Raw genomic sequence first — 23,323 nt, 5'->3', positions numbered from 1 at the left:
GGGGGAATCTCGTGCCACGTCTTGCATTCGCCAATAGCTTCTGGGACGGATACGACAGTCTGGAGAAGCCGATCCGCGCTGGTGTGCGCAAGGCGATGGCCAAGTTCCAGGTCTTGACCGTCGCCGAGCTCAACGCCGACAAGGGTCTCCACCTGGAGAGTGTCGAGCGGGCCCGCGACCCGCGGATGCGAACCATCCGGATCAGCGACTTCTGGCGTGGAGTCGTCCTCGCCCCGGATGACGGCAGTGACGTGTTCCTGCTGGTGAACGTTCTGCCACATGACGACGCGTACAGCTGGGCCACCAAGCGCCTCTACAGCGCGAACACCGCGACGCGCGCACTGGAGGTCCGCAACGCGTTCGCGCTCGACCAGTTGACGCCGCTGTACGAGGAGGCCGCGCGAACGGCACCGGAGCTGCTCTTCGCGAAGGTGTCGGACGGGGCGCTGCATGAGCTCGGCATCGATCACCAGGTACTGCGTGCGGTCCGTTCGATCGCGGACAAAGCCCAACTGGAGGCATTCGCCACGCTTCTGCCGGAGGACCAGCTGGAAGTGCTGCAGTACCTCGCCGAAGGGTTCGGCCCGGACGAGGTCTACCGGGATGTCGTCGCCGGACGCCGGCCGGTTGACGCGCCCGCGGAGCCGGTCGAGGACCTCGCGACCGTGATCGCGAACACCACGGCACGCATCCGGCTCGTCACCGGGCCGCAGGAGCTCGAGGACATGCTGGAGAAGCCGTTCGCCGCGTGGCGCGTCTTCCTCCACCCGTCGCAACGCCGCGTCGCCTACCGCACCTCCTACGGTGGTCCGGTGCAGGTCACCGGCGGCCCGGGGACAGGCAAGACGGTCGCCGCCCTGCATCGCGTCAAGCACCTGCTCGGGCGTGCCGACGAGAGTCGTGTTCTCCTGACAACATTCACCAACGCTCTGGCCGCCGGCCTGCGCGAGAACCTCGCGCTGCTCCTGGACGACGACCAGGATCTGCTGAAGCGCGTCGACATCACCACCGTCGACGCGTTCGCGAGCACGGTCGTCCGAAACCATGATGCGCGGCCCGCACAGCCCGTCGGTGACCGCGAGCAGCGGCAGTTGTGGGGCAAGGTCGTCCAGCGTCTCCGGCTGCCGTTCAGCGAGCAGTTCCTGGCGCAGGAGTACCGGCACATCGTCCTCGGGCAGGACGTCCGCGACCTCGATTCCTACCTCTCGGTATCGCGCCGCGGTCGCGGCACGGCTCTCGGGGCCGGACGGCGCCATCTGGTGTGGGAAGCCGTCGAACAATTCGAGCGGCTACTGCAGGAGCGCGGGGAGACCACGCACCTGAGCGTGTGCGCCCGCGCTGCCGAGCTGCTGAGCGAGCACGGCCCGGCGTACCGGCACATCGTCGTCGACGAGGCGCAGGACCTGCACCCCGCTCAATGGCGGGTGCTGCGCGAGGCCGTCGCGGCCGGACCGGACGATCTCTTCCTCACCGGCGATCCTCATCAGCGGATCTACGATTCCCGCGTCACGCTCGGGTCTCTCGGGGTGCAGACCGCCGGCCGCAGTTTCCGGCTTCGCGTCAACTACCGTTCCACAGAGGAGATTCTTTCCTGGTCGGCAAAACTCCTGGCACCGGTGACGGTGGAGGCGATGGACGGCGAGGGCAATGATTCACTCGCCGGCTACCGCTCTTTGCTGCACGGCCAGCGCCCGGAGGCCGTGGGCTGCTCGAACCAGCAGGAGGAGGCGTCGGCGCTGGCAGAGCGGATTCACGAGTGGATCGCTGACGGTGTCGCACCGGCCGAGATCGGGGTCTGCGCCAGGTTCAACCTGACCCTCGACAAGGCCGCGGACCACCTCCGGGCGGCCGGAATTCCCGTCGCACGGGTCAAGGGGCCGATCCCACCCGGCGCGGTGGGTGTACGCCTTGCGACGATGCACGCCATGAAAGGGCTGGAGTTCCGCGCGGTCGCCGTGCTCGGTGTCTCGGCGGGCATGGTGCCGTTCGCTCGGGAGATCACACCGGCCGAGGTGGATCCCCTTCAGCACGAGGGCGACATGCTTCGCGAACGCTGCCTGCTTTTCGTCGCCTGTACGCGCGCCCGGGAGGCACTACGGGTGTCGTGGAGCGGGAAGGCGAGCGAGTTCATCCCGGTGGCTGCAGGCGCTTAACGGCGCGTTCCGAGTGCGCAGAACTTTCCTCGCGGCTACCGGCCCCGCTGGGCGCCACGAAGTGACGCTGGTGTCACGTTCGGTGAGGTATACCCCGTCGACCCACCGGGTCCCGATGAGTGACGGCGAGCACGCCACCGCCGACCTGCCCCTCAAGGTCGCCGCCGAGGAACTCGACGCGATCCGAGCGGAGATCGGCGCCCTCTTCTCGGGGTCGTCACCGTACGCGCCGACCGTGAGGTGACCGCACACTCCTGAGCGCCTACGCCAACCGCACGGTCCTGGCGGAGCTCATGGTCGCCACCGCCAGGTCCCCGCTGGGCCGCGAGCATCACAGCTACCTGCTGATCGACCTGGACCTGGCGGAGGGCTGACCCGAACGGCGGCCCAGCCCTCCCCGTCCGTACGTCAGTCGCCGTCGACGGGCAGCAGCCCTCCGTCCGTCTCGTCCAGCGCTCCAGTGGCGACCAGGTCGTCGATGTCGTCCGTGAGCGCGTCCCGGATGTCCGAGCCGAGCCGTGCCCATCCGAAGAAGCGTGCTACTTCACGCAGCAGTTCCGCGCGCTGCACACCCGGGCTCTCCTCGACCACACTGCGCAGCGCGAGCTGCCGCTCGACCAACGGCACCTGGGTGACCTTGCGGGTGAACCGCGACGTGGGGGTGCGGGCGACCTCCACCTCATGTCCGGGCCGGTCGTAGGCGTCGCCCACGCGCAGAATCTCACCCTTGGTGACGAGCTTCCGCAGGACCCGGCGGATGCGGTCCTGGATGACCTGCCCCGAGCGTGCGAGGCCCCATGCCGAGCGGACACGGGTGAAGATCAGTTCCTCGGTGATCGGGCCCTCGACCTCGATGACGCACTTGACCACGTCCCCCACTACGCCACCCGCGTCCGGGTCCTGGAGCTCGATGCCGACACGGTCCCGTCTGCGGGCAGAAGCCTTCCGTAGCTTGTCCAGTTCGGCTTCCTCCGCCTCCTGGTACGGCCGGCTCCACGGTGCCGGGCTGTCGTCCACCGGGACGAAGGTCACCGTCGGTGCCGTGGCGGCCGGAGGCGTTGCGACCGTGGCCGCAGGCACGGCGTGGGCCAGGGCCCCCGGGGTTTCCTCGACCGTGACCGGTACGGTTTCCGGCTCCGGCCTGCTCCCGTGGGGGTCCTGTGCGCAGGCCGCCTCCACATCCGCGCGCAGGCGTGCCATGGCGTCCCGGCGGCTGCGGTACCAGTCGGTGCCCCAGATCCGGTGCAGCTTCCAGCCAAGATCGCTCAGGACCGACTCACGCAGCCGGTCACGGTCGCGGGCTGCCCGGGACGAGTGGTACATCGCGCCATCGCATTCGATGCCGAGGGCATAGCTGCCGGGTGCGTCGGGGTGGCGTACGGCCATGTCGATGCGGAAGCCGGCGACGCCCACCTGGGGCTGTACCGAGTAGCCCCAGTCCCGCAGTACGTCGAGGACCTCTTCCTCGAACGGGCTCTCCGGGGCTGCGTCCGAGTCTGCGGTCTGTGTCTGGAGGACCTGAGGGCCGTGCTGTGCGTACTGCAGGTACCGCTTGAGGTGCTGCACGCTCTTGTTGGGGCTGTCGCGCAGGTCGCCGCCGTAGAAGGAGGCGACGACCTCCATCCGGCGCCGGGCGCGGGTGACGGCGACGTTGAGCCGCCGCCAGCCGCCTTCCCTGTTGATGGGGCCGAACGACGAGGCGAGCTTGCCCTGCTGGTCGGGGCCGTAGCCGACCGACAGGATGATCACGTCGCGCTCGTCGCCCTGCACGGTCTCCAGGTTCTTGACGAAGAAGCCGTCGAGACGGTCGTCGGTGAAGAAGCGGTCGAGGTCGGGTCGGGTGGTCCTGGCCTTCTGCACGGCTTCCTCGACGGCTTCGGCCTGTGCCTTCGACAGGGCGACCACGCCCAGGGTGAGTCCGGGGCGGGTGGCGAAGTGGTGTATCACGCGCTGGGCGACCCGGGCCGCCTCCAGCGGGTTGTTGCTGCGGCCTCCCTTGTCGTAGACACCGTCCGCCTTGATGAACTCGACACCGACGTCCGGGCTCTGCTCCAGCGCCCCGGGGAAGGTCACCATGGTGTTGTCGTAGAACTCGTGGTTGCTGAAGGCGATGAGGTTCTCGTGGCGGCTGCGGTAGTGCCACCGCAGGGGGAGGCCCCGCAGCACACCGGTCGCCTTGCAGGCGTCGAGCACGGACTCGAATCCGGCTGCTCCGTCCTCGTCCCACTCGTCGTCCTCATCGCCACCGCCGCCCGCGCTGAAGAACGAGGTGGGCGGCAGCTGCTTCTGGTCCCCGGCGACGATCAGGGCGTCACCGCGGTAGATGGAGTTGACGGCGTCCTGGGGCAGGACCTGGGACGCCTCGTCGAAGATGACGACGTCGAAGCGGAAGTCGGAGGGAAGGAACTGGCTGACGGTCAGCGGGCTCATCATGAAACACGGCTTGATGAGGCGGACAACTTCACGGGTCTCGCCCAGCAAGCGCCGGACCGGCATGTGCCGGGTCTTCAACTGGGCCTGCCTGCGCAGTACGGCGGCCTGGCCCACCGACGTACGCCGTGGGCGGCGGTCGTTGCAGGCGGCGATGACGTCGGCGTGGGCCGCCTGCACCAGGTCCCGGTCCGCCGTGCGGAACCGCTCCACCAGTTGGTCCCGCTCGACTGCGCGCATCGGCTTGAGCCGGGCGTCGAGTTCAAACCGGCGCTCGATCCACGCGGTGAGGACCGCACGCTCCATCGCCGCCGGGAAGTCTGCGGCGGAGACATCGCGCTGCGCGAGCTGGCCGGGCAGTCCGTCCAGGCCGTATCCCCTGAGGCGGGTGAGCGCCTGTGCGCAGGAGGTCCATGCCTCGGGGCCGTAGGGGTCGTCGTCCAGGCGAGACAGATAGGTGCGAGCCGCCGCCAGGGACTGTTGGAGTTCGCGCCGCAGAGCGCGGTCGCGGGGCGGCTGGAAATGATCGGCGAGGGCGTCGCGCTGCCGCCGCCAGTCCTCGTGGCGTTGTGCCACGGACGGGTCGGCGGGCGCCGTCAGCATGGTGTGAGCGGCAGCTTGAGTCAGGGGCGCCGAGTGAGATCCGTCGGACGACCTGCGTACCTTCTGGGCCCAGTCGAGGGCGTCAAGTACGTCGCTGCGGTCGGTCGCGGTGCTCCGGTAGAGCTCTCCGAGCAGATCACGGTGGGCGGAGGCATGCTCCGTGAAACCTGCTGCGGCAGCCCGTGCCTGCACGACGGCCGTCACGGCTTCGCGTGCGCGGCCCAGCGTCAGATTCTCTGTCGTGTCGGCAACGCGGGCGACGGAGTGGACGAGATCGGCAGCGTCCTCGAAGGGTTCGACGTGGACGCGGAACCACCTGGCGGCTTCGTCCAGCGGCAGATGCAGGAGCTGGTTGCCTGCGGCTGACAGATGCGGCAGACGGACGTGTCTCTGCCAGATCTCCAGCTCGGAGCGGATCTGTTCGGCCTGCCGCAGGGCCTCGTGAGGTACGGGCGTGCCGTCAGTCATGCCGTCGGCGAGACGGGTCCTACGCACGGGGTCCGCGAGCGCCGCGGGGGCTAGCTTCTCGACAGTGCGTGCCGCCTCGATCGCGCGACGCAGCAGGTCCGAGTCGGGGTGGCCGTCCGGGGCGTACCGTCCGAGCAGTTCGATGTCGTGCTCGGTCGCGCGCGCGAACTGGGCCGGGCCGGCTGCTCCTGCCGGCTCCGAGGCTTCCCATGCGAGGCGGAGCAGCTGACCCGTCGCCTCGTGGCCGGTGGAGTCGCCGTGGTCGTCGTCGCGGAAGCGGGACGGGTCCGTATCCAGACCCCGGTACCAAGGGCCGAGAAGCCGGCGGTGGGTCGCCTCGTGGGCGGCGAACGACTCGGTCTCGCTGCGGGCCCTGTGGGCCGCGGCAACCGCTCCACGGGCGACGGACACCGTGCGTTCGGAGGCCCCTTCCGCCCGTCGGCCGACTGCGGTCAGGGTGTCGAGGAGTGCGATGGCCTCACGCAGCGGGTCGAGATGAGCGCGCAGGCGACGGGCCGCCGACCCGAGAGGCTGTTTGATGAGCTCATCCGCGTCGGACCGGAGGCTCGGATCGTTCAACTGGGCTGTCCAGGAGTCCAGCTCATCGCGTAGTGCGGCCCCCAGGCCGAGCAGCTCCGGTGAGGGAGTGCCACCGTCCGCGGTCTGGGCCGCGAGTGTGGTGCGCCGGTGTGGGGTCAGGACAGCGTCCTGTGCGAGCCGGTGGACAGATTCCGCGTGTGCCACTGCGGCCTGCAGTGCGGGGACGTCGGGAAGTTCGGACGTCGCGTAGACACCCAGCAGCTCTCGGTGGCCCAGGGTGAGCTGCTTGAGACGGTCGTGGGCGGTGTACCAAGCGAGGGCGGACGGCAACTTGTCGTAGAGATCGCTGCGCCACGAGCCCGCGACGGTGATACCGGCGACGGCCTTGCGGTCTGCGCGGATACCGCTGGACAGGAGACCGCCGATGCCACGGGAACCCTCCGTCAGCCGACGGATCAGGTCGGGGAGCCCGGGTGTGCTGAGTGTCTCGTGGCGGAAGGTGTCCCGGGCAGACCGCTCGGCGTCGGCCAGGCGGTCTGCGGCTTCCGTCATGTCAGCGACGGCATCCTGCACACGGGGCAGCACTGCGGGGTCGTGCCAGGTGGCCGGGGCTCGGTGCGGGGCCGTGGTCAGGTCGATCAGGGCGACCAAATCTTCGGCCCCCGCCGTGCTCCGCGGCCGGTCGAGGCCGAGCAGCACGGACGCGGACTCGGCGTGCCGCTCCGCGGATTCGAGGGTCTCGGCGAGGGCGGAGAACCGGTCGAGAGTGTCTGCGGCGTACCGCCGCGTGCATGCGGTGATGTCCAGTCCGGTGGGCTCCAGATCCGCGAGAGCCTGTTCGGCCGGGGACGGATCCGCGCTCAGCCCGGTAGGAAGGTCGGCCCATCCGGGCCCGGCAAGCGCGGTGGCCTCCGCCCGCGCGGAGAGGACCCCGTCGCAATGGGCGGAGAAGGCACGCAGCCGGTCAGCGATGACACGCACGGCAGCCTGGTCGGCCCTCGCCGCGCCACCGGGTTCGAACCAGGACCCCAGGGGCCGATGCCCGCTTCCGGCGAGCGCGACGATGTCGCACACCTGGGTAGCCGCTTCGGTGTCGCGGGGAACATCGAGCCCGAACCTTCGGGCCAAGTCCGAGAGATGGCCATGCGTACGGTCGAGCCCGTCGGCGGTCGCCTCGAACTCCCGGGCCAGTTCGCCCGCTCTTTCTTCCATGAGCGGGGACAGGTCGATTCCGGGAGGCGCGAGACCGGCCAGTGTGTTTTCTGCTGCGCTCTTCTCCGCCGTCAGGCGCGCCGAGAGCTCCTCCCAGCGCGCACCAGCCGCGGACCGTGCGGAGGCCGCCGCGCGGTTCGCCTTCCTCAGCTCGGTGAGGAAGGCGTCGACAGGGTTGTCCACCGTCTCGGCGAAGTCGGTTGCGGTCAGCCAGTGTTCGGGGACGTCGTGCCGGGACTCGATGAGCGACAGCAGACCGGTGAGCCGGACGACGCCGCTCTCGTCGCCTGCGGGAAATCCTCCAGGGCCGAGTTCGGGGTAGCGGGCCACGGCCGTGACGAACCCTTCGAGGGCTGCCATGGCCTGGTCGAGTGCGGGTCGTGGATGCGGGGTGCCCGCGCGCAGATCCCGCCATGGGAAGGACGGGTCTGCGACCGCCTGCCAGGCGTCAGCGATGGCCTGGGTGGCCTCGATCACCAGGTGCAGATCCTGGCTGCTGAGGGTGGCGGCGACGAACGGCTTGTCGTCCTTACCGCCGCCGGCCGTCGGAGTCAGGTAGGCCACGGGTGCGTCGGAAAGCCGTCCCACTCGGCCGATCACGTCGTGCAGGGTCTTGCCGAGCGGCTCGCAGACCTCATTCATCGCGTCGGCGTAGCCGCTGAGCGCCTGGCGGGTCTCGCGGGCCAGGGTCACGGCCTGCTGCGAGAGCTGGGGTGCCTGCGGTTCCTCTTCGAGCGCCCGGCCCAGCTCCTGTGCCACCGCTCGGCGGCTGGTGTTGTGGCTGTGCAGGGCGAGCGCGTACGAGTCCAGGCCGACAGACCGTAGACGATCGAGCACCACGTCGAGAGCAGCGGCCTTCTCACTGACGAAAAGCACACTGCGACCCGCATGCATGAGACCGGCGATCATGTTGGTGATCGTCTGGCTCTTCCCGGTGCCCGGAGGGCCGTCGAGCACGAAGGACTGTCCTGCCACAGCGGCGGCCACCGCCTGACGCTGGGAGGCATCGGCGTCGAGGACCAGCGGGCTGTCCTCGGGCGGGCTGAGCTGATCGATGCGGTCGAGCTCGATCTCCTCGAAGTCGAAGCGGTCGGAGGCCAGACCGGCATTCGGCCCGAGAGCCACCGCCTTGACCAGGTCACTGGCCAGGACGCGGCTCTCGTTCTCCAGCAGGTCCTGATACATCGACTCCTTGTGGGAGGCGAACAGCGCGAGCACGACGCGGGGCGACACCTTCCAGCCGGACTTGCCCGCCACCGACTCGGTGACGGCGGCGAGTACGGCGGCGAGATCGGTCGGATCCTGCTCGGTGACGGGCGCCCAGTCGATGTGGAACTGTTCCAGCTTCACCCTGAGTGCGGGGTTGAGGCGCGGCTCCTCATCATCGTTGAGCTCCAAGCGCATCCGCCCGTTCGACATCCGGGTGACCCGGGCGGGCACCAGGACCAGCGGGGCGTCGCTGCCCGTCTCGGCTCCGTCCTCGCGCCAGTGCAGGACACCGACGCCGAGTTGCAGCGTCCACAGACCGTAGTCGTTGAATATCTGGCTCGATCGGCTGCGCAGACCGGTCAGGGCACGCTGGAGAGCCGGTCCTGTGGTTTTTTGCGTCACGATGCCGTCCGCAGAGCCGCGGATCTCAGCAAGGCGGTGTGGAGCGGTTCCGTCCTCGGCGGAGCCCGCTTCCTCGTCCTCAAGATCCTCGTCCGGAAGCGGAGCGAAGTCCCACCCACGCTCCAGGCCACGTACCAGCGTCTCCGCCGGAGGCTGCGTGATCTCCAAGGTCGCGGACTTGGTGTGGCGGAAGTTGAGCAGGCGATTGCGCCCGCTCAAGTCCACCAGGGAGGTCCGCCAGCCGGCGAGAACCTGCTTGAGCCGTTCCAGGTCCGTACCGCCGCCGAAAGTGCCCGGAATTGTCACTCTGTTCTCTGCTCCTCGTCCAGCTTCTCCGGGGCCGACGGAGCACACACCCCCCAGGTACGTGCTGAACCCGGGACAGATACACGGCAGGTCGTGTTCACACAGTCGCCTTGGCCGGTTTGGTCCCGCTGATCCCCCTAAGCGGAGGATTCTACGGCCGGCACTGCGTTGAGTGAAGTGCCGAATACAGCCAGGTGGGTAAGAGGCTCAGGCTCCTACGGTTGCCGCAGCCTTGAGCCCCTTCAGGAACAAGGTGTCCAGCACCGCCCACTCGGTCGCCCGGTCGACCACTTCCACCGTGCGGCCGTCCAGCGACGGCGTCTGCTTCGGATCCTCCATCGGACACAGCCACCACAGACCGTGCGGGCTCTGTGCGGGGCGGCGCGCCGCCTGTTGCACAGCCACCAGGAGGTCGTGGCCGCCGCCGTCGAATTAGCGGGCGAGGAGACCTGCGTTGTGGACGAACAGCACCGTCCTGGGCCCCGCCTCCTCCGCCATGGCGATGAGGTGCTCCGACATCCGCCCGGTGACCCGCTGGACGTACGAACGCAGACCCGGCTTCAGCCCTCCGCTGCCGGAGAAGTCGGAATCCGCGCATGGCGTCGAGCGGGGTGTCGCCGATCGAGCGCATCTGCGTTGTTTCGAAGTCCCGGGCTGCGGTCTGCCAGTCGGTGATCCGTACAACGGGTTCGGAGCCGTCCTCCTTGGCTGAGACGTACACAGAGCGGGCGGCCAGCGCCCGGTGGCAGAGCGGGCGGTTGCGTGCGTAGCGGAGGGCCTCGGCAAGCTGTCGTACGAGGTCCAGCCGGACTTCCGGTGTGAGCGTGCCGCCGTAGGCGTCCAGATAGGCGTCGAACCGCAGATCGGTGTGGCGGTGGCGGAAGAGGATCGCCGGGCCGCCCTGGTGCTGGCGGATCTGCACGGCCTTGGGCGATACCTCGGTGGGTGATGCCCTGCAGGACCTGGTACTCGCGGCGTGCGGCTCGGTCCGCGGCTCTCCTGGCGGCTTCCCCGGCCATCTGCTCGACCAGGTATATCCGTACACGCCCGCCCTCCTGGACGAGCCCGTCGTCACGGGTGGCGAGACGGTCCTCCCAGCCGGGGCCCGCGTCGAGGGCCCCCGGTTCGAGCTTCAAGTCCTCGCCGTAGGGCAGGTGGGCCGTGGAGAGGCTGATGCCGATCTTCTGCATCGGCTGGCGCGGGGGTGCGGCGCTTCCTGCACGCGGGGAGGTCCGCGGCGACCGCGCGGGCCGCGCACACGGCCGCCCGTACGAGCAGGACGTTCACGGCCGCCCCCAGCCCGCAGGCGAGAGCGAGGCCTCCGGCGTCGCCGACTCCCCGGCGGTGACGGCCAATCAGCCGGTCCTGCTGTGGGGCGAGCCGGGCATCGGCAAGTCCGCCGGGATGGAGCAGCTCGCGGCCGGTCTGGGGCTCGAACTGGAGACGGTCATCGCGAGCGTCCACGAGCCGTCGGACTTCGCCGGGCTGCCGGTCGTCGGCGACGATCCCGCCGTGACGGGTGTGCCGATGGCGCCGCCGGACTGGGCGGTCAGGCTCGCCCGGGCCGGCCGCGGGCTGCTGTTCTTCGACGAGCTGTCGTCGGCGCCCCCGGCCGTGCAGGCTGCGCTGCTGCGGGTCGTGCTGGAACGGCGGGTGGGCAGCCTGCAGCTGCCGGAGAGCGTACGCATCGTCGCGGCGGCCAACCCTCCGTCGAGCGCGGCGGACGGCTGGCACCTCAGCCCGCCGCTCGCCAACCGCTTCGTCCATCTCCGGTGGACGCACGACCCTCGTACCGTCGCCCGCGGCATGGCGGGGACCTGGCCGGCCCTGGGGGTGCCGGTGGTCGACCCGGCCAAGGTCTCCGGCGCCGCGGCGCGGGCCCGGGGCGCTGTCTCCGGGTTCCTGACGGCACGTCCGGGGCTGGTCCACCACCTCCCGGCCGACGCGGAGAGCCGGGGCCGCGCGTGGCCCTCCCCGAGGACCTGGGACATGGCCCTGCGGCTGCTGGCCACCGGCTACGCGGCGGGTACCGGGCGGGAGGCGGTCGCGGCGGCGCTCACCGGCGCCGTCGGGGACGGCGCGGGCATCGAGCTGCTGGCGTACCTGGACCACCTCGACCTGCCCGACCCGGACCGGGTGCTCGCGGACCCGGACGCGTTCGCGCTGCCCGAACGGGGCGACCGGCAGCTCGCCTTCCTGATCGCGGTGGTCGCCGCGGTGCAGGGCGAACCGACCCGGAAGCGCTGGGAGGCGGGGTGGGCGGTGCTGGCCAAGGCCGTGGACGCGGGGGTGCCCGACGTGGCAGCCCGGGCCGCGGTCGATCTGGCGGCCATGCGCAGCCTGGACTGGCCGGTGCCGCCGGGCATCGACGGCTTCCTGGACCTGCTGCGGCAGTCCGGCGCCCTGCCGCAGGGTGGCTGAGCTGGACACGACCAAGCTGCTCGCGGCGCGGTACCGGGCGGCGACGGACCGTCCGTACCCCGCCTCGGCGTTGTACGCCCTGACGGTGGTGCCCAGCGACAAGGTGCCGACCATGGGCGTGGACCGTCACTGGCGCTGCTACGTCTCGCCAGGCTTCGTCGACCGGACCCCGGTGGCGGAGCTGGCGGCGGTCTGGGTGCACGAGGTCGCGCATCTGCTGCGCGACCATCACGGCCGCGCGGATCTGCTGCCGGCGGCGGACCGGCGTGAAAGGCACCGGGTGAACGTCGCCCAGGACTGCGAGATCAACGACGACCTGGTCGCCGACGGGCTGCCCCTGCCCTCCGGGCGCATGGAGCCACGCCTCTTCGGCCTCCCGGAGGGGCAGCTCTTCGAGGCGTATCTGACGGCGCTGCCGCGCTCCGCCTGGATCCACGACTGCGGGTCGGGCGCCCATGGCGAGCCGTCCCCCTGGGAGTGGGGCGCGGCCGCCGGGCCGCCGGGGGTCGGCGGTATGGAGGCGGAGTCGCTGCGCCACCACACGGCGGAGGCCATGCGCGCCCATGTGCGGTCCAGGGGAAACCTGCCGGGTGGCTGGAAGCGGTGGGCGGACGAGGTCCTCGAACCCACGGTCGACTGGCGGCAGGTACTCGCGGGGGCCGTACGGGAGGCCGCCACCTGGGCGGCCGGGGCGGTGAACTACACCTACCGCCGCCCCGCACGCCGGAGCGCGGCCCTGCGCGGCGTCGTGCTGCCCAGCCTGCGCCGGCCGCTGCCCAGGGTGGCGGTCGTCATCGACGCCTCGGGCTCGATGGGTGACGAGGAGATCGCCGCCGCGCTCGCCGAGGTGACCGGTGTGCTGCGGGAGGTGGGCATCCGGGGCAACCGGGTCACCGTCCTGGCCTGCGACGCCGATGTCCGGGCCGTCTCCCGGGTGACGTCCGCCGAGCAGATCGCGCTCGCCGGCGGCGGTGGCACCGACATGCGGGTGGGGATCGCGGCGGCGCTGGCCGTGCGCGAACGCCCCTCCGTCGTGGTCGTCCTGACGGACGGCCTCACCCCGTGGCCGGACGAGATCCCGTCCTGCCGGCTCATCGCAGCCCTCGTCGGCCCGTCCGCGCCCGCCGCTCCCCCGTGGGTCGAGACGGTACGCGTCACGGGCTGAGCCCGGGTGCGCCGCTCCCGTGCCGTGGGAGCGGCGCACCGGTCGGGCAGTCGTGCGGTCGTCGGGGCTCACCCGCCTGACGGGATGTCCACGTAGTCCTTGAAGAGCAGCGACACGGTGTGCCGGTCGGACGGCCAGTTCGGCACCACGAGGGTCTCGTCCACCCCGCCGGTCCCGCGCATCGTCTGCGTGACCGGGATCGCCCCCCTGCCCCGCTCGTCGGCCGGGAGGGACAGGTCGGTCGCCGTCAGGAACGGTACGCGGTCGAAGGGCGGCAGTGCCGCATCCAGGTGACTGACCCCATCGCACCCCTTGTCGAAGGCGAACAGGCCGAGGATCTGCCGGAGTTGCGGGGACACGGCAGGGTTGAGCACATCGGTCCCGCCGATCCGGAGCCGGTCGTCGTCGGCCGTGCCCGCCCGCCACTCGCGCGCGCGGACCACGGTCAGCGCCGTCTGTCCCGGGCACGCGTCGATGGAGTCCGCGACCCCGCCCGGCGGGGAGACGAGCAGCCGGACGAAACGGTCGTCGCGCTCGAAGGGTTCGAAGTAGAAGTGGTTGGTGCGCTCGCCGGAGCGGACGAGGGCGAGCTCGTAGTGCCCGCGTCCGCCGACCGCGAGCGGGCCGAAGGCGCCGTCCGCGCCGACCCGTACGACGTGCAGCGGGAGCAGACCGGCCCGGGCGCCGGTGGCCGGGTCCAGCCGCCAGACCTCCAGGCGGCCTGCGAGGCCCGTGTTCTGCGGGAAGTACAGGGCGCGGCCGGCGATCTCCACGGAAGTGGGCAGCTCGGGCAGTACCCGGGTGGTGAGCGGCGCCCGGCCGCGGAGGAAGGCGTAGATGTGCCCGAAACTCTCGGCGGAGGTGGCGCTCTCCGTGTGACCCGCCTGTGGTTCGTGGACGTTGACCGCTCCGCCTATCGAACCGTTGGGCTGGAGGCTGCTCCAGATGGCGAGGGTGGGCACGCCGCCGGGCTGCGCGGCGGCGGTACGGCCGTCCAGGTTCACGTACTTCGCGACCTCGGCCGCACGCTCGGGCACGGCCAGGTAGGCGTGCGCGACCCGTGTGCCCCGCGAGTGCGCCAGGATGTCGACCTGTGCCGCCCCGGTGCGCGCCCGGACCGTGTCGACCAGGGCCTCCAGCCCGGCGATCGCGTGGTCGTCGGTCGCGACGGAGGTGTCGTACTCGTGGACGTACAGCTGGTCGTCGCGGTAGCCGTTGCCGGAGAACCGCTTGGCCTGCGACTGCCACTGCTGCGCCGAGCCCTCCTGACCGTGTACGAAGATCACGGGATTGACGCCGGTGCGCGGGGCGGTGGTGGCGTGCGCCGGGGCGGCCAGGAGCGCGAGTGCTCCAGCGAGTGCCAGTGCCAGTGCGACAGCCAACAGCGTGGTCCGGCCCGTCGTGGCCGGCTGGGAACCGTACATCGTGTCCTCCGGGTGCCGTCGTCGGAGTCGGAAACTACGGCCGGTGCCGAAGGGCCCGCCAGTCCCGGGCCCGAGGCTGAGACAGCGGTCTCAGATCGCACCCGCCGGGGTTCAGCGGGTTTGGCGCAGGAGGGCACGGGCAGTGTGCTCGGCCAGCGCGAGGTCCGGCCGACGGCTGCTCAGCAGCTCGGCGTACAGGGTGGATTCCACGACCCTGACGTACAGGTAGGCGAGGTCGTCGATGCCCGAAGTGGGCCAGAGGCTGTCACGTTCGGCCGCTTCCAGCAGGATGCTCCGCTGGGCCAGGACCGCACGCCGGTGTACGCATCCGCCGGTCAGCAGCCGCCTTGCCGTCTCGGGTTCGGCGCGCAGGAAGGCCTCGAAGGGGGCGGAGGACCGCAGCGCGGTGACGAAGTAGCGGGTGATCTCCAGCACCCCGTCCACGCCCGCCCGGGTGCGCCGGCGCCGCGCCCCGTCCAGGAGGCGTTCCGCGAGTCCCCACAGCACGTCGGTCAGGAGCGCGTCCCGGCTGCCGACCACCCGGTAGAGCGTCGCGCGGCTCACCGCCAGGTCCTGGGCGAGCGCGCCCATGTCCACGGTGCCGTGCCGCAGGAACAAACGGCAGGCCTGGTGCACGACATGGCTCCTGGTGACCACCCGTCGGGAAGCCCGTGCATCCGGCATGCCGACCGCCTCCTCCGCCGACTCCGGCATCGCCGCCGGGGGCGCCGGTACCTTAGCGTGCCGGCCCCGTCGGGAGCGATACTGATCGTGACGGTCGCCTCGCCGCGCACCGGCTCCGGACGGGGCCGGCGGGGACGCACGTCTGTCGATGCCTCCGAGGGGAGCCGTTCATGACCACGGCGAAGGACCTGTTCATCATCACCATGGACCCACGGCCGGAGCGTGCCGTGGGGCAGGGTGACCTGTCGCTCGCGCTCGCGGGAGCCGAGCTGATCGATCTCATCGGTGCGGGGGCCGTCACCGTGGACGGTGACCGCATCGTGCCGGGCGAGCCCCGGACGCCGGACGACGCGCTCCTCGGCGACGCCGCGGCAGGACTCACCCGGCAGCCGCCGTACGAGCGGATCGACGACTGGCTATGGCGCCGGGGCCAGGACCTCTCGGCCGCGTACCGGTCCGATCTGGAGAAGGACGGCGAGCTGACGCGGAAGCGAAGCGGCCGGTCGCCCTTCGGATCGGAGCATCTCGAACCGGCCGATACGCCGGGCCGCCGTAGGGCAGCCGACCGCCGGGACGCGGGGGAACCCGTGCTGGCCGCCCTCGCCTCGGCCGTGGGCATCGACGGCGGTCGGTCCGACGACGAGCCCGGCCTCGACGACGAGCCGGGCTTCGACGACGAGGCGGTAACGACCGTCGTGGCCGCCGTCCACGACGCGGTGATGGAGCTGGAGGCCGTACGCCAGAGGCGGACCATCGAGAACGCGGCCTTCGCCAACCTCTGGCGCGGGCCGTGAGCGACCGGCCGCCGGTCAGCCCGGGAGTACCACGGTGCGCTGGGCCGAGAAGTCGCCCCACTTCCCGTCGGGGAGCTTGGGGCGGATCTTGAGCGAGTACCGGGTGCCGGGCGGATCGGTCAGCGTGAGCCGGTACGTCGCGCGGCCCGCGGGCGGTGTGCCGCCCCAGACGATCGTGGTGGTCAGCTTCCCGTTCAGGTACAGCTGGTACGCGGGGATCGTGCCCCCGGTGTCCGGCTGGTCCCAGGAGAGGTCGACCAGGAACTCCTGGTCGGCCGCCGTCGTCCTCGTCCGCAGCCCGGTGGGCGCCGTACTGGCGGGGGACCCGGGGGCGGAGGGAGTGGTCAGGTCGAGGGCGTTGCTGTCCGGCGACGAGCGGTCTGCGGCGTCACGGGCCCGGACGGTGAAGGTGTAGACGGTGCCGGGGCTCAGCCCGGTGACCCGCGCCGTGGTCCGCGTGCCGGACACGCTGTGGATGCGCGAGTCCTCCTGGTAGATGTCGTACGAGGTCACGCCCACGTCGTCCGTGGAACCGCCCCACGACAGGGTGACCGTCCGGCCGCTGTCGGCCGTGCCCCGCAGCTTCGTGGGGCCGGTGGGGGGTTCCTCGTCGGCGGGCGCGGCAGGCGGGGTGGTGACGGAGACGGCGGCGCTCGGGGCGGAGAGGTTCCCGGCGGCGTCGCGGGCCCTGACGGTGAAGGCGTAGGCCGTGGAAGCGGTCAGACGGTCGATGTCGGTCATCAGCTTCGTGGCGTCCACCGAAGCGGCCTTCTCGCCTTCGCGGTACACGTCGTAGCCGGCGATCCCCTCGTCGTCGGACGCCCGCTGCCACATGACGTGTACGGAGGTGGCGCTGCCTGCCTGCGCTGTCACCCCCTCGGGCGCCGTCGGCTTCTCTGTGTCCGCTGCCGCTGACCCCGCGCAGGCGGTGAGCGCGGAGAGGAGCAGGGCGGTGGAGCAGGCCAACGCGGTGCGTGCGTGGGGGCGTTGCACGGTGATGCCTTCCATCCGACAGCAATGGTCCAGACCTATATGCCATGCGGGTGGGCGCGCCCACAAGGGGGTGGATCGGAACGTTCCGCAATGTCCGCGATGAGTTCCGGGCGCGGGAAGCGTCTGAAGAGTATGGATACACACCACAGCACCGCGCCCGGTCTCGACCTCGAACCGGTGGCGCGGCAGATCAGCGAGCTGGCGGGCGCCGTCCGGCACGGACAGCTGGCCGGTCCGACACCCTGCCCCGACTACGCGGTACGGGAGCTGCTCGGGCACCTGGTGGGGCTGACCGCCGCCTTCCGCGACGCGGCGTACAAGAAGCTCGGCCCGACCACCGACACCTCCCCGGACTCGGCCCTGCCGGTACTCCCGGCCGACTGGCGCGAGACCCTGCCCTCACTGCTGGACGAGCTCGTCACCGCCTGGCGTTCCCCGGACGCCCTGGAGGGAATGACCCGGGCGGGCGGCGTCGACCTGCCCGGCGAGATCGCCGGAGCGGTGGCCCGGAACGAGCTGCTCGTGCACGGCTGGGATCTGGCCCGCTCCACGGGACAGGAGTTCCGGGCGGACGAGGCGAGCCTGCGCTCGTCGGAGGCGATGCTGGCCCCCGGGGACGACGACAGGTCGGGCCCCGGCGCGATCTTCGGTCCGCCTGTCCCGGTCCCGGCCGACGCACCCCTCCTGGACCGCGTGATCGCCCTGAGCGGACGCCGCCCCGACTGGCGGCCGGGCGACTGACGGCACGCCGCCCTCGCGACGGATCACGGGAAGGGGGCACGCGGCAGACGCGCTGCGATCGGACCGGCAGGGCCCTGCGGTGAGCGCGCCTCAGCTGGTGAAGAACTCCGTGATCTGCTGGGCCACCTGGTCCGGGTGCCTCTTGTGCACCTGGTGGCCGCCGCCCAGGGTGATCAGCCGGCAGTCCGGGACGAGGGACGCCATGTCCGGCAGCCGGCCCTGGGGCATATCGCTCTCCGGCCCTCCGGCGATCATCAGGGTCGGGGCCACGATCTGGCCCAGCTCCTCCTCCCACCGCGGCTCGGGTGCGCCGATCTGGGCGCGGACGGCCGGGACGGCGTTCTCGTCGTAGTCCACCGGGCCGGTGGGCCCGGCCTCGGCGACCAGCTGGCCGGGGAACGGCGGCGGGGTCTCGACCAGCACCAGGCGCTCCACCCGGTCCGCGTGCTCCTCGGCCAGGAGGTAGGCGACCACTCCGCCCATCGCATGACCGACGAGCCCGACCCGGTCGAGCTCGCAGGCGTCGAGGAACTCCAGGACGTCGTCCCGCATCTGCTCCAGGCCGTACTCGTCCGGCCAGTCGCTCTCGCCGTGCCCGCGCAGATCGATGGCGTACACCCGCCACTCCTCGCCGAGCAGGGCTCCGACGGCCTCCCAGCTCGCGGACGAGCCGCCGAGACCGTGCAGGAGCACGACGGGTGAGCCGAACGGGTCGCCCCAGGTCCGATACGCCAGCCGCACATCGCCGACGTCCACAACAGACTGATCTTCCATATCGGGAACGCTACAGGCGCCGCGCCGAGGCCGGCGCCGCCCCCCGGCCTGGCACGCTTGACGCGTGAAGCACAGACATATCACCCTCGCCGCCTTCGCGGCCCTCCTGGTGGCCGGCTGCACCGGAGGTGGTTCCGCCGGCCCCGAGAAGGGGCTCGACGACCCCGCGAAGAAGGACATCGCGATGCAGTTGGTCTCCAGCGCGGAGAACTCCACGCTGGACTGGAAGGGACAGTACGGCTACATCGAGGACATCGGCGACGGCCGTGGCTACACCGCCGGGATCATCGGATTCTGCTCCGGCACCGGGGACATGCTGAAGGTCGTGGAGCGCTACGCGGCGAAGCGCCCGGGGAACGCGCTGGAGGCGTTCCTCCCGGCGCTCCGCGCGGTACGGGGCAGCGACTCCCACGCAGGGCTCGGCGCCGCCTTCACCGAGGCGTGGCAGGAGGCGGCGGCGGACAGGGAGTTCCGGGCGGCGCAGGACGCCGAGCGCGACGAGGCCTACTTCGACCCGGCCGTCGAGCGGGCCCGGGCCGACGGGCTCAGTGCGCTGGGGCAGTTCATCTACTACGACGCGTACGTGATGCACGGCTACGGCGACACACCGGGGACGGTCGGCTTCCGGACGATCCGCGCCCATGCGGTCGCCGCGGCGGACACGCCGTCCGAGGGAGGCGACGAGGAGGCCTACCTCAACGCCTTCCTCGACGCCCGGGTGGCCGCGATCCGCAAGGAGCCCTCCCACAGCGACACCAGCAGGGTCGAGACGGAACAGCGTGTCTTCGTGGACCAGGGCAGGCTGCAGCTGGAGACTCCGCTGGTCTGGAAGGTGTACGGCGAGAGCTTCCGCATCGACGGGGACTGAGAGCCTTCCGCCGTCCGGGCGCACGAGGGGTTACCGCACGGCCCGAAGCCTGATAGGAAAGCTTCCTAACAGAACATCGGACGACGAACTCCCTTGGGAGGACCGGTGCATCACCCCCACATCAGCACCTCACGTCGCACCACCCGACTCACCCGCACCATCGGTTTCGCCGTGCTGGCCCTCGGGCTGACCTTCACGATGATTCCGGCCACCGCCCACGCCGGCGCCCCCACGCCGCCGGCCGCACACCTGGAGGCAGCCGCGACCGGTCTCGACGACCCCGCGAAGAAGGACATCGCGATGCAGTTGGTCTCCAGCGCGGAGAACTCGACGCTGGACTGGAAGGGACAGTACGGCTACATCGAGGACATCGGCGACGGCCGTGGCTACACCGCCGGGATCATCGGATTCTGCTCCGGCACCAGCGACATGCTCGCCCTCGTGGAGCTGTACACCCGACGCGTGCCGGGCAACGTCCTGGCGGCGTACCTGCCGGCCCTGAGGGCGGTGGACGGGACCGACTCGCACGACGGGCTCGACCCCGGCTTCCCCGGGCACTGGGCGGAGGCCGCCTCGGACCCCGCGTTCCAGCAGGCCCAGAACGACGAGCGCGACCGGGTGTACTTCGACCCGGCCGTGCGCCAGGGCAAGGCCGACGGCGTCGGCACGCTCGGCCAGTTCGCGTACTACGACGCCATCGTCATGCACGGGGGCGGCACCGACGGCGCGAGCTTCGGCGCGATCCGGCAGCGGGCCCTGGCCCAGGCGGCACCCCCGGCCCAGGGCGGTGACGAGGTGACCTACCTCGACGCGTTCCTGGACGCGCGGGTGTGGGCGATGAAGCAGGAGGAAGCCCACTCCGACACCAGCCGGGTGGACACGGCCCAGCGGGTCTTCCTGCGCGACGGCAACCTGGATCTGGACCCGCCGCTGGACTGGCAGGTCTACGGCGACAGCTTCCACATCGGCTGACACCGCCGGCGCCGCGGGTGCGCGTACGGGTTCCGTCCAGGGATCCGTACGCGCACCCGCGAGGGCGGTCAGTGGGCGACGGGAAGCGCCATCGGATCCTTCGGCTGCTCGCTCTCCACGGCCTCCGCCTCCGGGTCCTGGCCGGAGGGCCGTCCCCAGTGGTTGAAGGCGAGGTTCAGCACGATCGCCACCACACAGCCGGTGGAGATGCCCGAGTCCAGGACGACGAGCAGATCCTCGGGGAACGCGTGGTAGAAGTCCGGCGCGGCGATCGGGACGAGACCCACGCCGAGGGCGGCGGCGACGATCAGGGCGTTCTCGCCCTTCTCCAGGGCGGCCGTGGCCAGCGTCTGGATGCCGCTCGCGGCGACCGAACCGAAGAGCACGATCCCGGCGCCGCCGAGGACCGGAAGCGGTACGAGCGCGATGACGGACGCGGCCACGGGCACCAGGCCGAGCAGGACGAGGATGACTCCGCCCGCGGCGACGACGAAACGGCTGCGGACCTTGGTCATGGCGACCAGCCCGATGTTCTGGGCGAACGCGCTGCACATGAAGCCGTTGAACAGCGGGCTGACGGCGCTGCCCAGGGTGTCGGCGCGCAGACCGCCCTCGATGGTCCGCTCGTCGGCCGGCCGGCCGACGATCTTGCCGAGGGCCAGCATGTCGGCGGTGGACTCCGTCATGCAGACCAGCATCACGATGCACATCGAGATGATCGCGGCGATCTCGAACTGCGGTGCGCCGAAGTGGAAGGGCGTCGGGAAACCGACCAGGTCGGCGTCGCCCAGCGCGCCGAAGTCGGTGATGCCGGCGGGTATCGCGATGAGCGTGCCGACCACCAGACCGAGCAGGATGGCGATCTGCTGGAGGAAGCCCCGCAGCAGTTTGCGCAGCGCGAGCACGATCACGAGGGTGACGGCGGCCATCGTGATGTTCGTCGTCGAACCGTAGTCGTCGGCGGTGGCGTTGCCGCCCTGGGACCAGTTGAAGGCGACCGGCAGGAGCGAGACGCCGATCAGGGTGATGACGGTGCCGGTGACGACGGGTGGGAAGAACCGGACGAGTTTGCAGAAGTACGGGGCGAGGACGAAGCCGAGGAGACCGGCGACGATGATCGCGCCGAAGATGACGGCGATGCCGTCGTGACCGCGGTCCTTGCCTATCGCGATCATCGGGGTGACCCCGGCGAAGGACACCCCGTTGACGAACGGCAGCCGGGCGCCTATCCGCCAGAATCCGAGGGTCTGGAGCAGGGTGGCTATACCGGCGGTGAAGAGACTCGCCCCCATGAGGAAGGCGGTGTCCTTGGCGCTGAGCCCCACGGCGGGCCCGACGATCATGGGCGGGGCCACCACACCCGCGTACATCGCGGCCACGTGCTGCAGGCCGCTGGTGAACATCCTGAAGGGCGGAAGTGTCTCGTCGACCGGATGTTTGGGGACCGGTTCTCCCGCTGTGCTTCCTTGTACCGCGTTTGCGTCGACTGCGTTCTTGCGAAACCTGGGCGTAGCTGCCACGGCTTCCTCCGGTCGGGTGCACGTCGGGCGACGTGGGTGTCAGGGAGGTGGTGCTGAGTGGTGCGTTGGTACAGGTCGTGCAGCTGGTGCGGGCAGCTTGGAGCTCACCTGTGGCCGGGTGCGCGCACGTCGGACGTACGCGCACCCGGACAGGCTGCCGTGGACCCGTCGGGTCCATGGCGGCCGGCCGAGGGCCGTCCCCCTCGGCCGGCCTGTCAGGGGATACGGAGCGTCAGGCTCCGGCGGCGATCTGTGCCAGTCGCCTCGCCTCGTCGCGGGTCGCGCGAGCGATGGCGTCCTCGTCCACCGTGGTGAGATGGTTGTCCTCGACGACGGCTCTTCCGTCGACGAGCGAGAGGGTGACGGGGGCCGCGGCGCCGAACACCAGGGCGGTCACCGGGTCCGCGATCGAGGCGTGGGCGAGGGTGTCCAGCTTCCAGAGCACCAGGTCGGCGAGCTTGCCCGGCTCCAGGGAACCGATCTCGTCGGCCCGGCCGAGGACCCTGGCACCGCCGTGGGTGCCCAGGCGCAACGCCTGACGGGCGTTCAGGGCCTTCTCACGATGGGCGCCGAGACGGTTGACGAGCAGGGCGTTGCGCAGTTCGGTATGGAGCTCACCGGACTCGTTGGACGCGGTGCCGTCGACGCCGAGCCCGACCGGGATCCCCGCGGCGAGCATGTCGGGGACGCGGGCGATGCCGGCGGCGAGGCGGGCGTTGGAGGAGGGGCAGTGCGCGACGCCGGTGCCGGTGCGGGCGAACGCGGCGATGTCGGAGTCGTTCATGTGGACGCAGTGCGCCATCCACACGTCGTCGCCGAGCCAGCCGGTCGACTCGAAGTAGTCGGTCGGCCCCATCCCGAACAGTTCCTTGCAGAACTGCTCCTCCTCGACGGTCTCCGAACCGTGGGTGTGCAGCCGTACACCGCGGCGACGGGCCAGTTCGGCGCCCTGTCGCAGCAGTTCGGTGGAGACGGAGAAGGGGGAGCAGGGGGCGACCGCGATCTGTGTCATCGCGCCGAACGCGGTGTCGTGGTGTGCGTCGATGGTCGCCTCGGTCGCGGCGAGCGCACCGTCGAGGGTCTCCACGGCGAAGTCCGGCGGCAGCCCACCGTCCTTCTCGCTGCGGTCCATGGAGCCGCGGGCGAGGGTGAAGCGTACGCCCATGTCCCGGGCGGCGCCGATGATCGCGCCGGACAGGTCGCCGGCACCCCGGGGGTGGACGTAGTGGTGGTCCATGGCGGTGGTGACTCCGCCGCGGGCCATCATCGCGAGGGAGCCCTGCGCCGCCGCGCGGACCATCGGCTCGTCGATGCGCGCCCAGGTCGGGTACAGCGCGACCAGCCAGTCGAAGAGGTTGTGGTCGGTCGCGAGTCCCCGGGTGATCCACTGGTAGAAGTGGTGGTGGGTGTTGACGAGCCCGGGTGTGGCGAGGTGCCCGGTGCCGTCGACCCGCCGTACGACACCGCTGAGGCCCTCGGGTGCCTTGCCCGCGCCGACGGACTCGATGCGGTTGCCCGCCACGACGACGTGCCCCGAGGCGTACTCGGTGTCGTGGGCGTCGACGGTGGCGATCGAGCAGTTCTCGATGACGATGCGCTGGGTGGTGTTCCTTGGATCCGCCGAAGCTGCCATGGTGCTTCCCT

General features: G+C 71.0%; 16 protein-coding genes and 1 pseudogene. 8 read left to right on the top strand and 9 right to left on the bottom strand.

Annotated elements, in window-relative coordinates; all coding sequences use genetic code 11:
* Nucleotides 1–11 precede the first annotated feature (11 nt).
* Complete coding sequence (locus ACFYQ6_RS30035) at nucleotides 12–2,153, top strand: UvrD-helicase domain-containing protein (protein ID WP_388765937.1); 2,142 nt, start codon at nucleotides 12–14, stop codon at nucleotides 2,151–2,153.
* A 115-nt stretch (nucleotides 2,154–2,268) separates the two neighbouring features.
* Nucleotides 2,269–2,397, top strand: coding sequence for a hypothetical protein (locus ACFYQ6_RS30030; protein WP_388765935.1), 129 nt, complete (start codon nucleotides 2,269–2,271; stop codon nucleotides 2,395–2,397).
* Between the two features lie 164 nt (nucleotides 2,398–2,561).
* Here ACFYQ6_RS30030 and ACFYQ6_RS30025 read toward each other — a convergent pair whose 3' ends face one another.
* From ACFYQ6_RS30025 to ACFYQ6_RS30015, 3 genes and pseudogenes are all read right to left on the bottom strand, one after another.
* The gene (locus ACFYQ6_RS30025) at nucleotides 2,562–9,323 is read right to left on the bottom strand and encodes a DUF3320 domain-containing protein (RefSeq protein WP_388765933.1); all 6,762 of its coding nucleotides are present in this window, start codon (nucleotides 9,321–9,323) and stop codon (nucleotides 2,562–2,564) included.
* 207 nt (nucleotides 9,324–9,530) lie between these two features.
* Nucleotides 9,531–9,728: a hypothetical protein gene (locus tag ACFYQ6_RS30020; RefSeq protein WP_388766042.1), complete on the bottom strand. Its 198-nt coding sequence runs from the start codon at nucleotides 9,726–9,728 to the stop codon at nucleotides 9,531–9,533.
* 310 nt (nucleotides 9,729–10,038) lie between these two features.
* Nucleotides 10,039–10,245 (bottom strand): annotated as a pseudogene (locus ACFYQ6_RS30015) (hypothetical protein); the annotation flags it as partial.
* A 251-nt stretch (nucleotides 10,246–10,496) separates the two neighbouring features.
* On the opposite strand from ACFYQ6_RS30015, the gene ACFYQ6_RS30010 reads away from it, so the two are divergent.
* Together ACFYQ6_RS30010 and ACFYQ6_RS30005 are read left to right on the top strand one after the other, a co-directional pair.
* Nucleotides 10,497–11,744, top strand: coding sequence for an AAA family ATPase (locus ACFYQ6_RS30010; RefSeq protein WP_388765931.1), 1,248 nt, complete (start codon nucleotides 10,497–10,499; stop codon nucleotides 11,742–11,744).
* A complete protein-coding gene (locus tag ACFYQ6_RS30005; protein WP_388765929.1) occupies nucleotides 11,737–12,909 on the top strand; it encodes a VWA-like domain-containing protein in 1,173 nt (390 codons plus the stop codon). The genes ACFYQ6_RS30010 and ACFYQ6_RS30005 overlap by 8 nt, the downstream gene beginning before the upstream one ends.
* A 68-nt stretch (nucleotides 12,910–12,977) precedes the next feature.
* Here ACFYQ6_RS30005 and ACFYQ6_RS30000 read toward each other — a convergent pair whose 3' ends face one another.
* The gene (locus tag ACFYQ6_RS30000; RefSeq protein WP_388765927.1) at nucleotides 12,978–14,333 is read right to left on the bottom strand and encodes a hypothetical protein; all 1,356 of its coding nucleotides are present in this window, start codon (nucleotides 14,331–14,333) and stop codon (nucleotides 12,978–12,980) included.
* Nucleotides 14,334–14,444: 111 nt separating this feature from the next.
* Nucleotides 14,445–15,017: a QsdR family transcriptional regulator gene (locus tag ACFYQ6_RS29995; RefSeq protein WP_388765925.1), complete on the bottom strand. Its 573-nt coding sequence runs from the start codon at nucleotides 15,015–15,017 to the stop codon at nucleotides 14,445–14,447.
* 170 nt (nucleotides 15,018–15,187) lie between these two features.
* On the opposite strand from ACFYQ6_RS29995, the gene ACFYQ6_RS29990 reads away from it, so the two are divergent.
* A complete protein-coding gene (locus ACFYQ6_RS29990; RefSeq protein ID WP_361580945.1) occupies nucleotides 15,188–15,811 on the top strand; it encodes a GPP34 family phosphoprotein in 624 nt (207 codons plus the stop codon).
* Nucleotides 15,812–15,826: 15 nt separating this feature from the next.
* Here the strand turns inward: ACFYQ6_RS29990 and ACFYQ6_RS29985 are convergent, their stop codons facing one another.
* Nucleotides 15,827–16,819 (bottom strand): fibronectin type III domain-containing protein, encoded by a 993-nt coding sequence (locus ACFYQ6_RS29985; RefSeq protein WP_388765923.1) that lies wholly within the window; start codon nucleotides 16,817–16,819, stop codon nucleotides 15,827–15,829.
* A 117-nt stretch (nucleotides 16,820–16,936) separates the two neighbouring features.
* Between ACFYQ6_RS29985 and ACFYQ6_RS29980 the strand changes: the two genes are divergently transcribed.
* Nucleotides 16,937–17,545, top strand: coding sequence for a TIGR03086 family metal-binding protein (locus ACFYQ6_RS29980; protein ID WP_388765921.1), 609 nt, complete (start codon nucleotides 16,937–16,939; stop codon nucleotides 17,543–17,545).
* A gap of 90 nt (nucleotides 17,546–17,635) precedes the next feature.
* Here ACFYQ6_RS29980 and ACFYQ6_RS29975 read toward each other — a convergent pair whose 3' ends face one another.
* On the bottom strand, nucleotides 17,636–18,319 hold the full coding sequence (locus ACFYQ6_RS29975) for an alpha/beta hydrolase (RefSeq protein WP_361580938.1): 684 nt from the start codon (nucleotides 18,317–18,319) through the stop codon (nucleotides 17,636–17,638).
* Between the two features lie 109 nt (nucleotides 18,320–18,428).
* On the opposite strand from ACFYQ6_RS29975, the gene ACFYQ6_RS29970 reads away from it, so the two are divergent.
* Nucleotides 18,429–19,187 carry a chitosanase gene (locus ACFYQ6_RS29970; RefSeq protein ID WP_388766035.1) on the top strand — a complete coding sequence of 253 codons (759 nt, stop codon included), beginning with the start codon at nucleotides 18,429–18,431 and terminating at the stop codon, nucleotides 19,185–19,187.
* Between the two features lie 105 nt (nucleotides 19,188–19,292).
* Complete coding sequence (locus ACFYQ6_RS29965; protein ID WP_361580933.1) at nucleotides 19,293–20,159, top strand: chitosanase; 867 nt, start codon at nucleotides 19,293–19,295, stop codon at nucleotides 20,157–20,159.
* A gap of 68 nt (nucleotides 20,160–20,227) precedes the next feature.
* On the opposite strand, the gene ACFYQ6_RS29960 is transcribed toward ACFYQ6_RS29965, so the two are convergent.
* Nucleotides 20,228–21,679: a nucleobase:cation symporter-2 family protein gene (locus tag ACFYQ6_RS29960; RefSeq protein WP_388765918.1), complete on the bottom strand. Its 1,452-nt coding sequence runs from the start codon at nucleotides 21,677–21,679 to the stop codon at nucleotides 20,228–20,230.
* Nucleotides 21,680–21,911: 232 nt separating this feature from the next.
* Nucleotides 21,912–23,312 (bottom strand): 8-oxoguanine deaminase, encoded by a 1,401-nt coding sequence (locus ACFYQ6_RS29955; RefSeq protein WP_361580928.1) that lies wholly within the window; start codon nucleotides 23,310–23,312, stop codon nucleotides 21,912–21,914.
* Nucleotides 23,313–23,323 lie beyond the last annotated feature (11 nt).

Source organism: Streptomyces sp. NPDC005494, assembly GCF_042872025.1.
In the GTDB taxonomy this organism is placed as follows: Bacteria; Actinomycetota; Actinomycetes; order Streptomycetales; family Streptomycetaceae; genus Streptomyces.
Note: the sequence above shows the minus strand (reverse complement) of the source record. Positions and strands in the feature narration are given on the sequence as shown.

Excerpts from the sequence above, each read along its gene's own strand:
- ACFYQ6_RS30030 (WP_388765935.1), top strand. The coding sequence starts at position 2,269 with ATGAGTGACGGCGAGCACGCCACCGCCGACCTGCCCCTCAAGGTCGCC.
- ACFYQ6_RS30010 (WP_388765931.1), top strand. The coding sequence starts at position 10,497 with ATGCCGATCTTCTGCATCGGCTGGCGCGGGGGTGCGGCGCTTCCTGCA.
- ACFYQ6_RS30000 (WP_388765927.1), bottom strand. The coding sequence starts at position 14,333 with ATGTACGGTTCCCAGCCGGCCACGACGGGCCGGACCACGCTGTTGGCT.
- ACFYQ6_RS29995 (WP_388765925.1), bottom strand. The coding sequence starts at position 15,017 with ATGCCGGATGCACGGGCTTCCCGACGGGTGGTCACCAGGAGCCATGTC.
- ACFYQ6_RS29990 (WP_361580945.1), top strand. The coding sequence starts at position 15,188 with ATGACCACGGCGAAGGACCTGTTCATCATCACCATGGACCCACGGCCG.
- ACFYQ6_RS29985 (WP_388765923.1), bottom strand. The coding sequence starts at position 16,819 with ATGGAAGGCATCACCGTGCAACGCCCCCACGCACGCACCGCGTTGGCC.
- ACFYQ6_RS29980 (WP_388765921.1), top strand. The coding sequence starts at position 16,937 with ATGGATACACACCACAGCACCGCGCCCGGTCTCGACCTCGAACCGGTG.
- ACFYQ6_RS29975 (WP_361580938.1), bottom strand. The coding sequence starts at position 18,319 with ATGGAAGATCAGTCTGTTGTGGACGTCGGCGATGTGCGGCTGGCGTAT.
- ACFYQ6_RS29955 (WP_361580928.1), bottom strand. The coding sequence starts at position 23,312 with ATGGCAGCTTCGGCGGATCCAAGGAACACCACCCAGCGCATCGTCATC.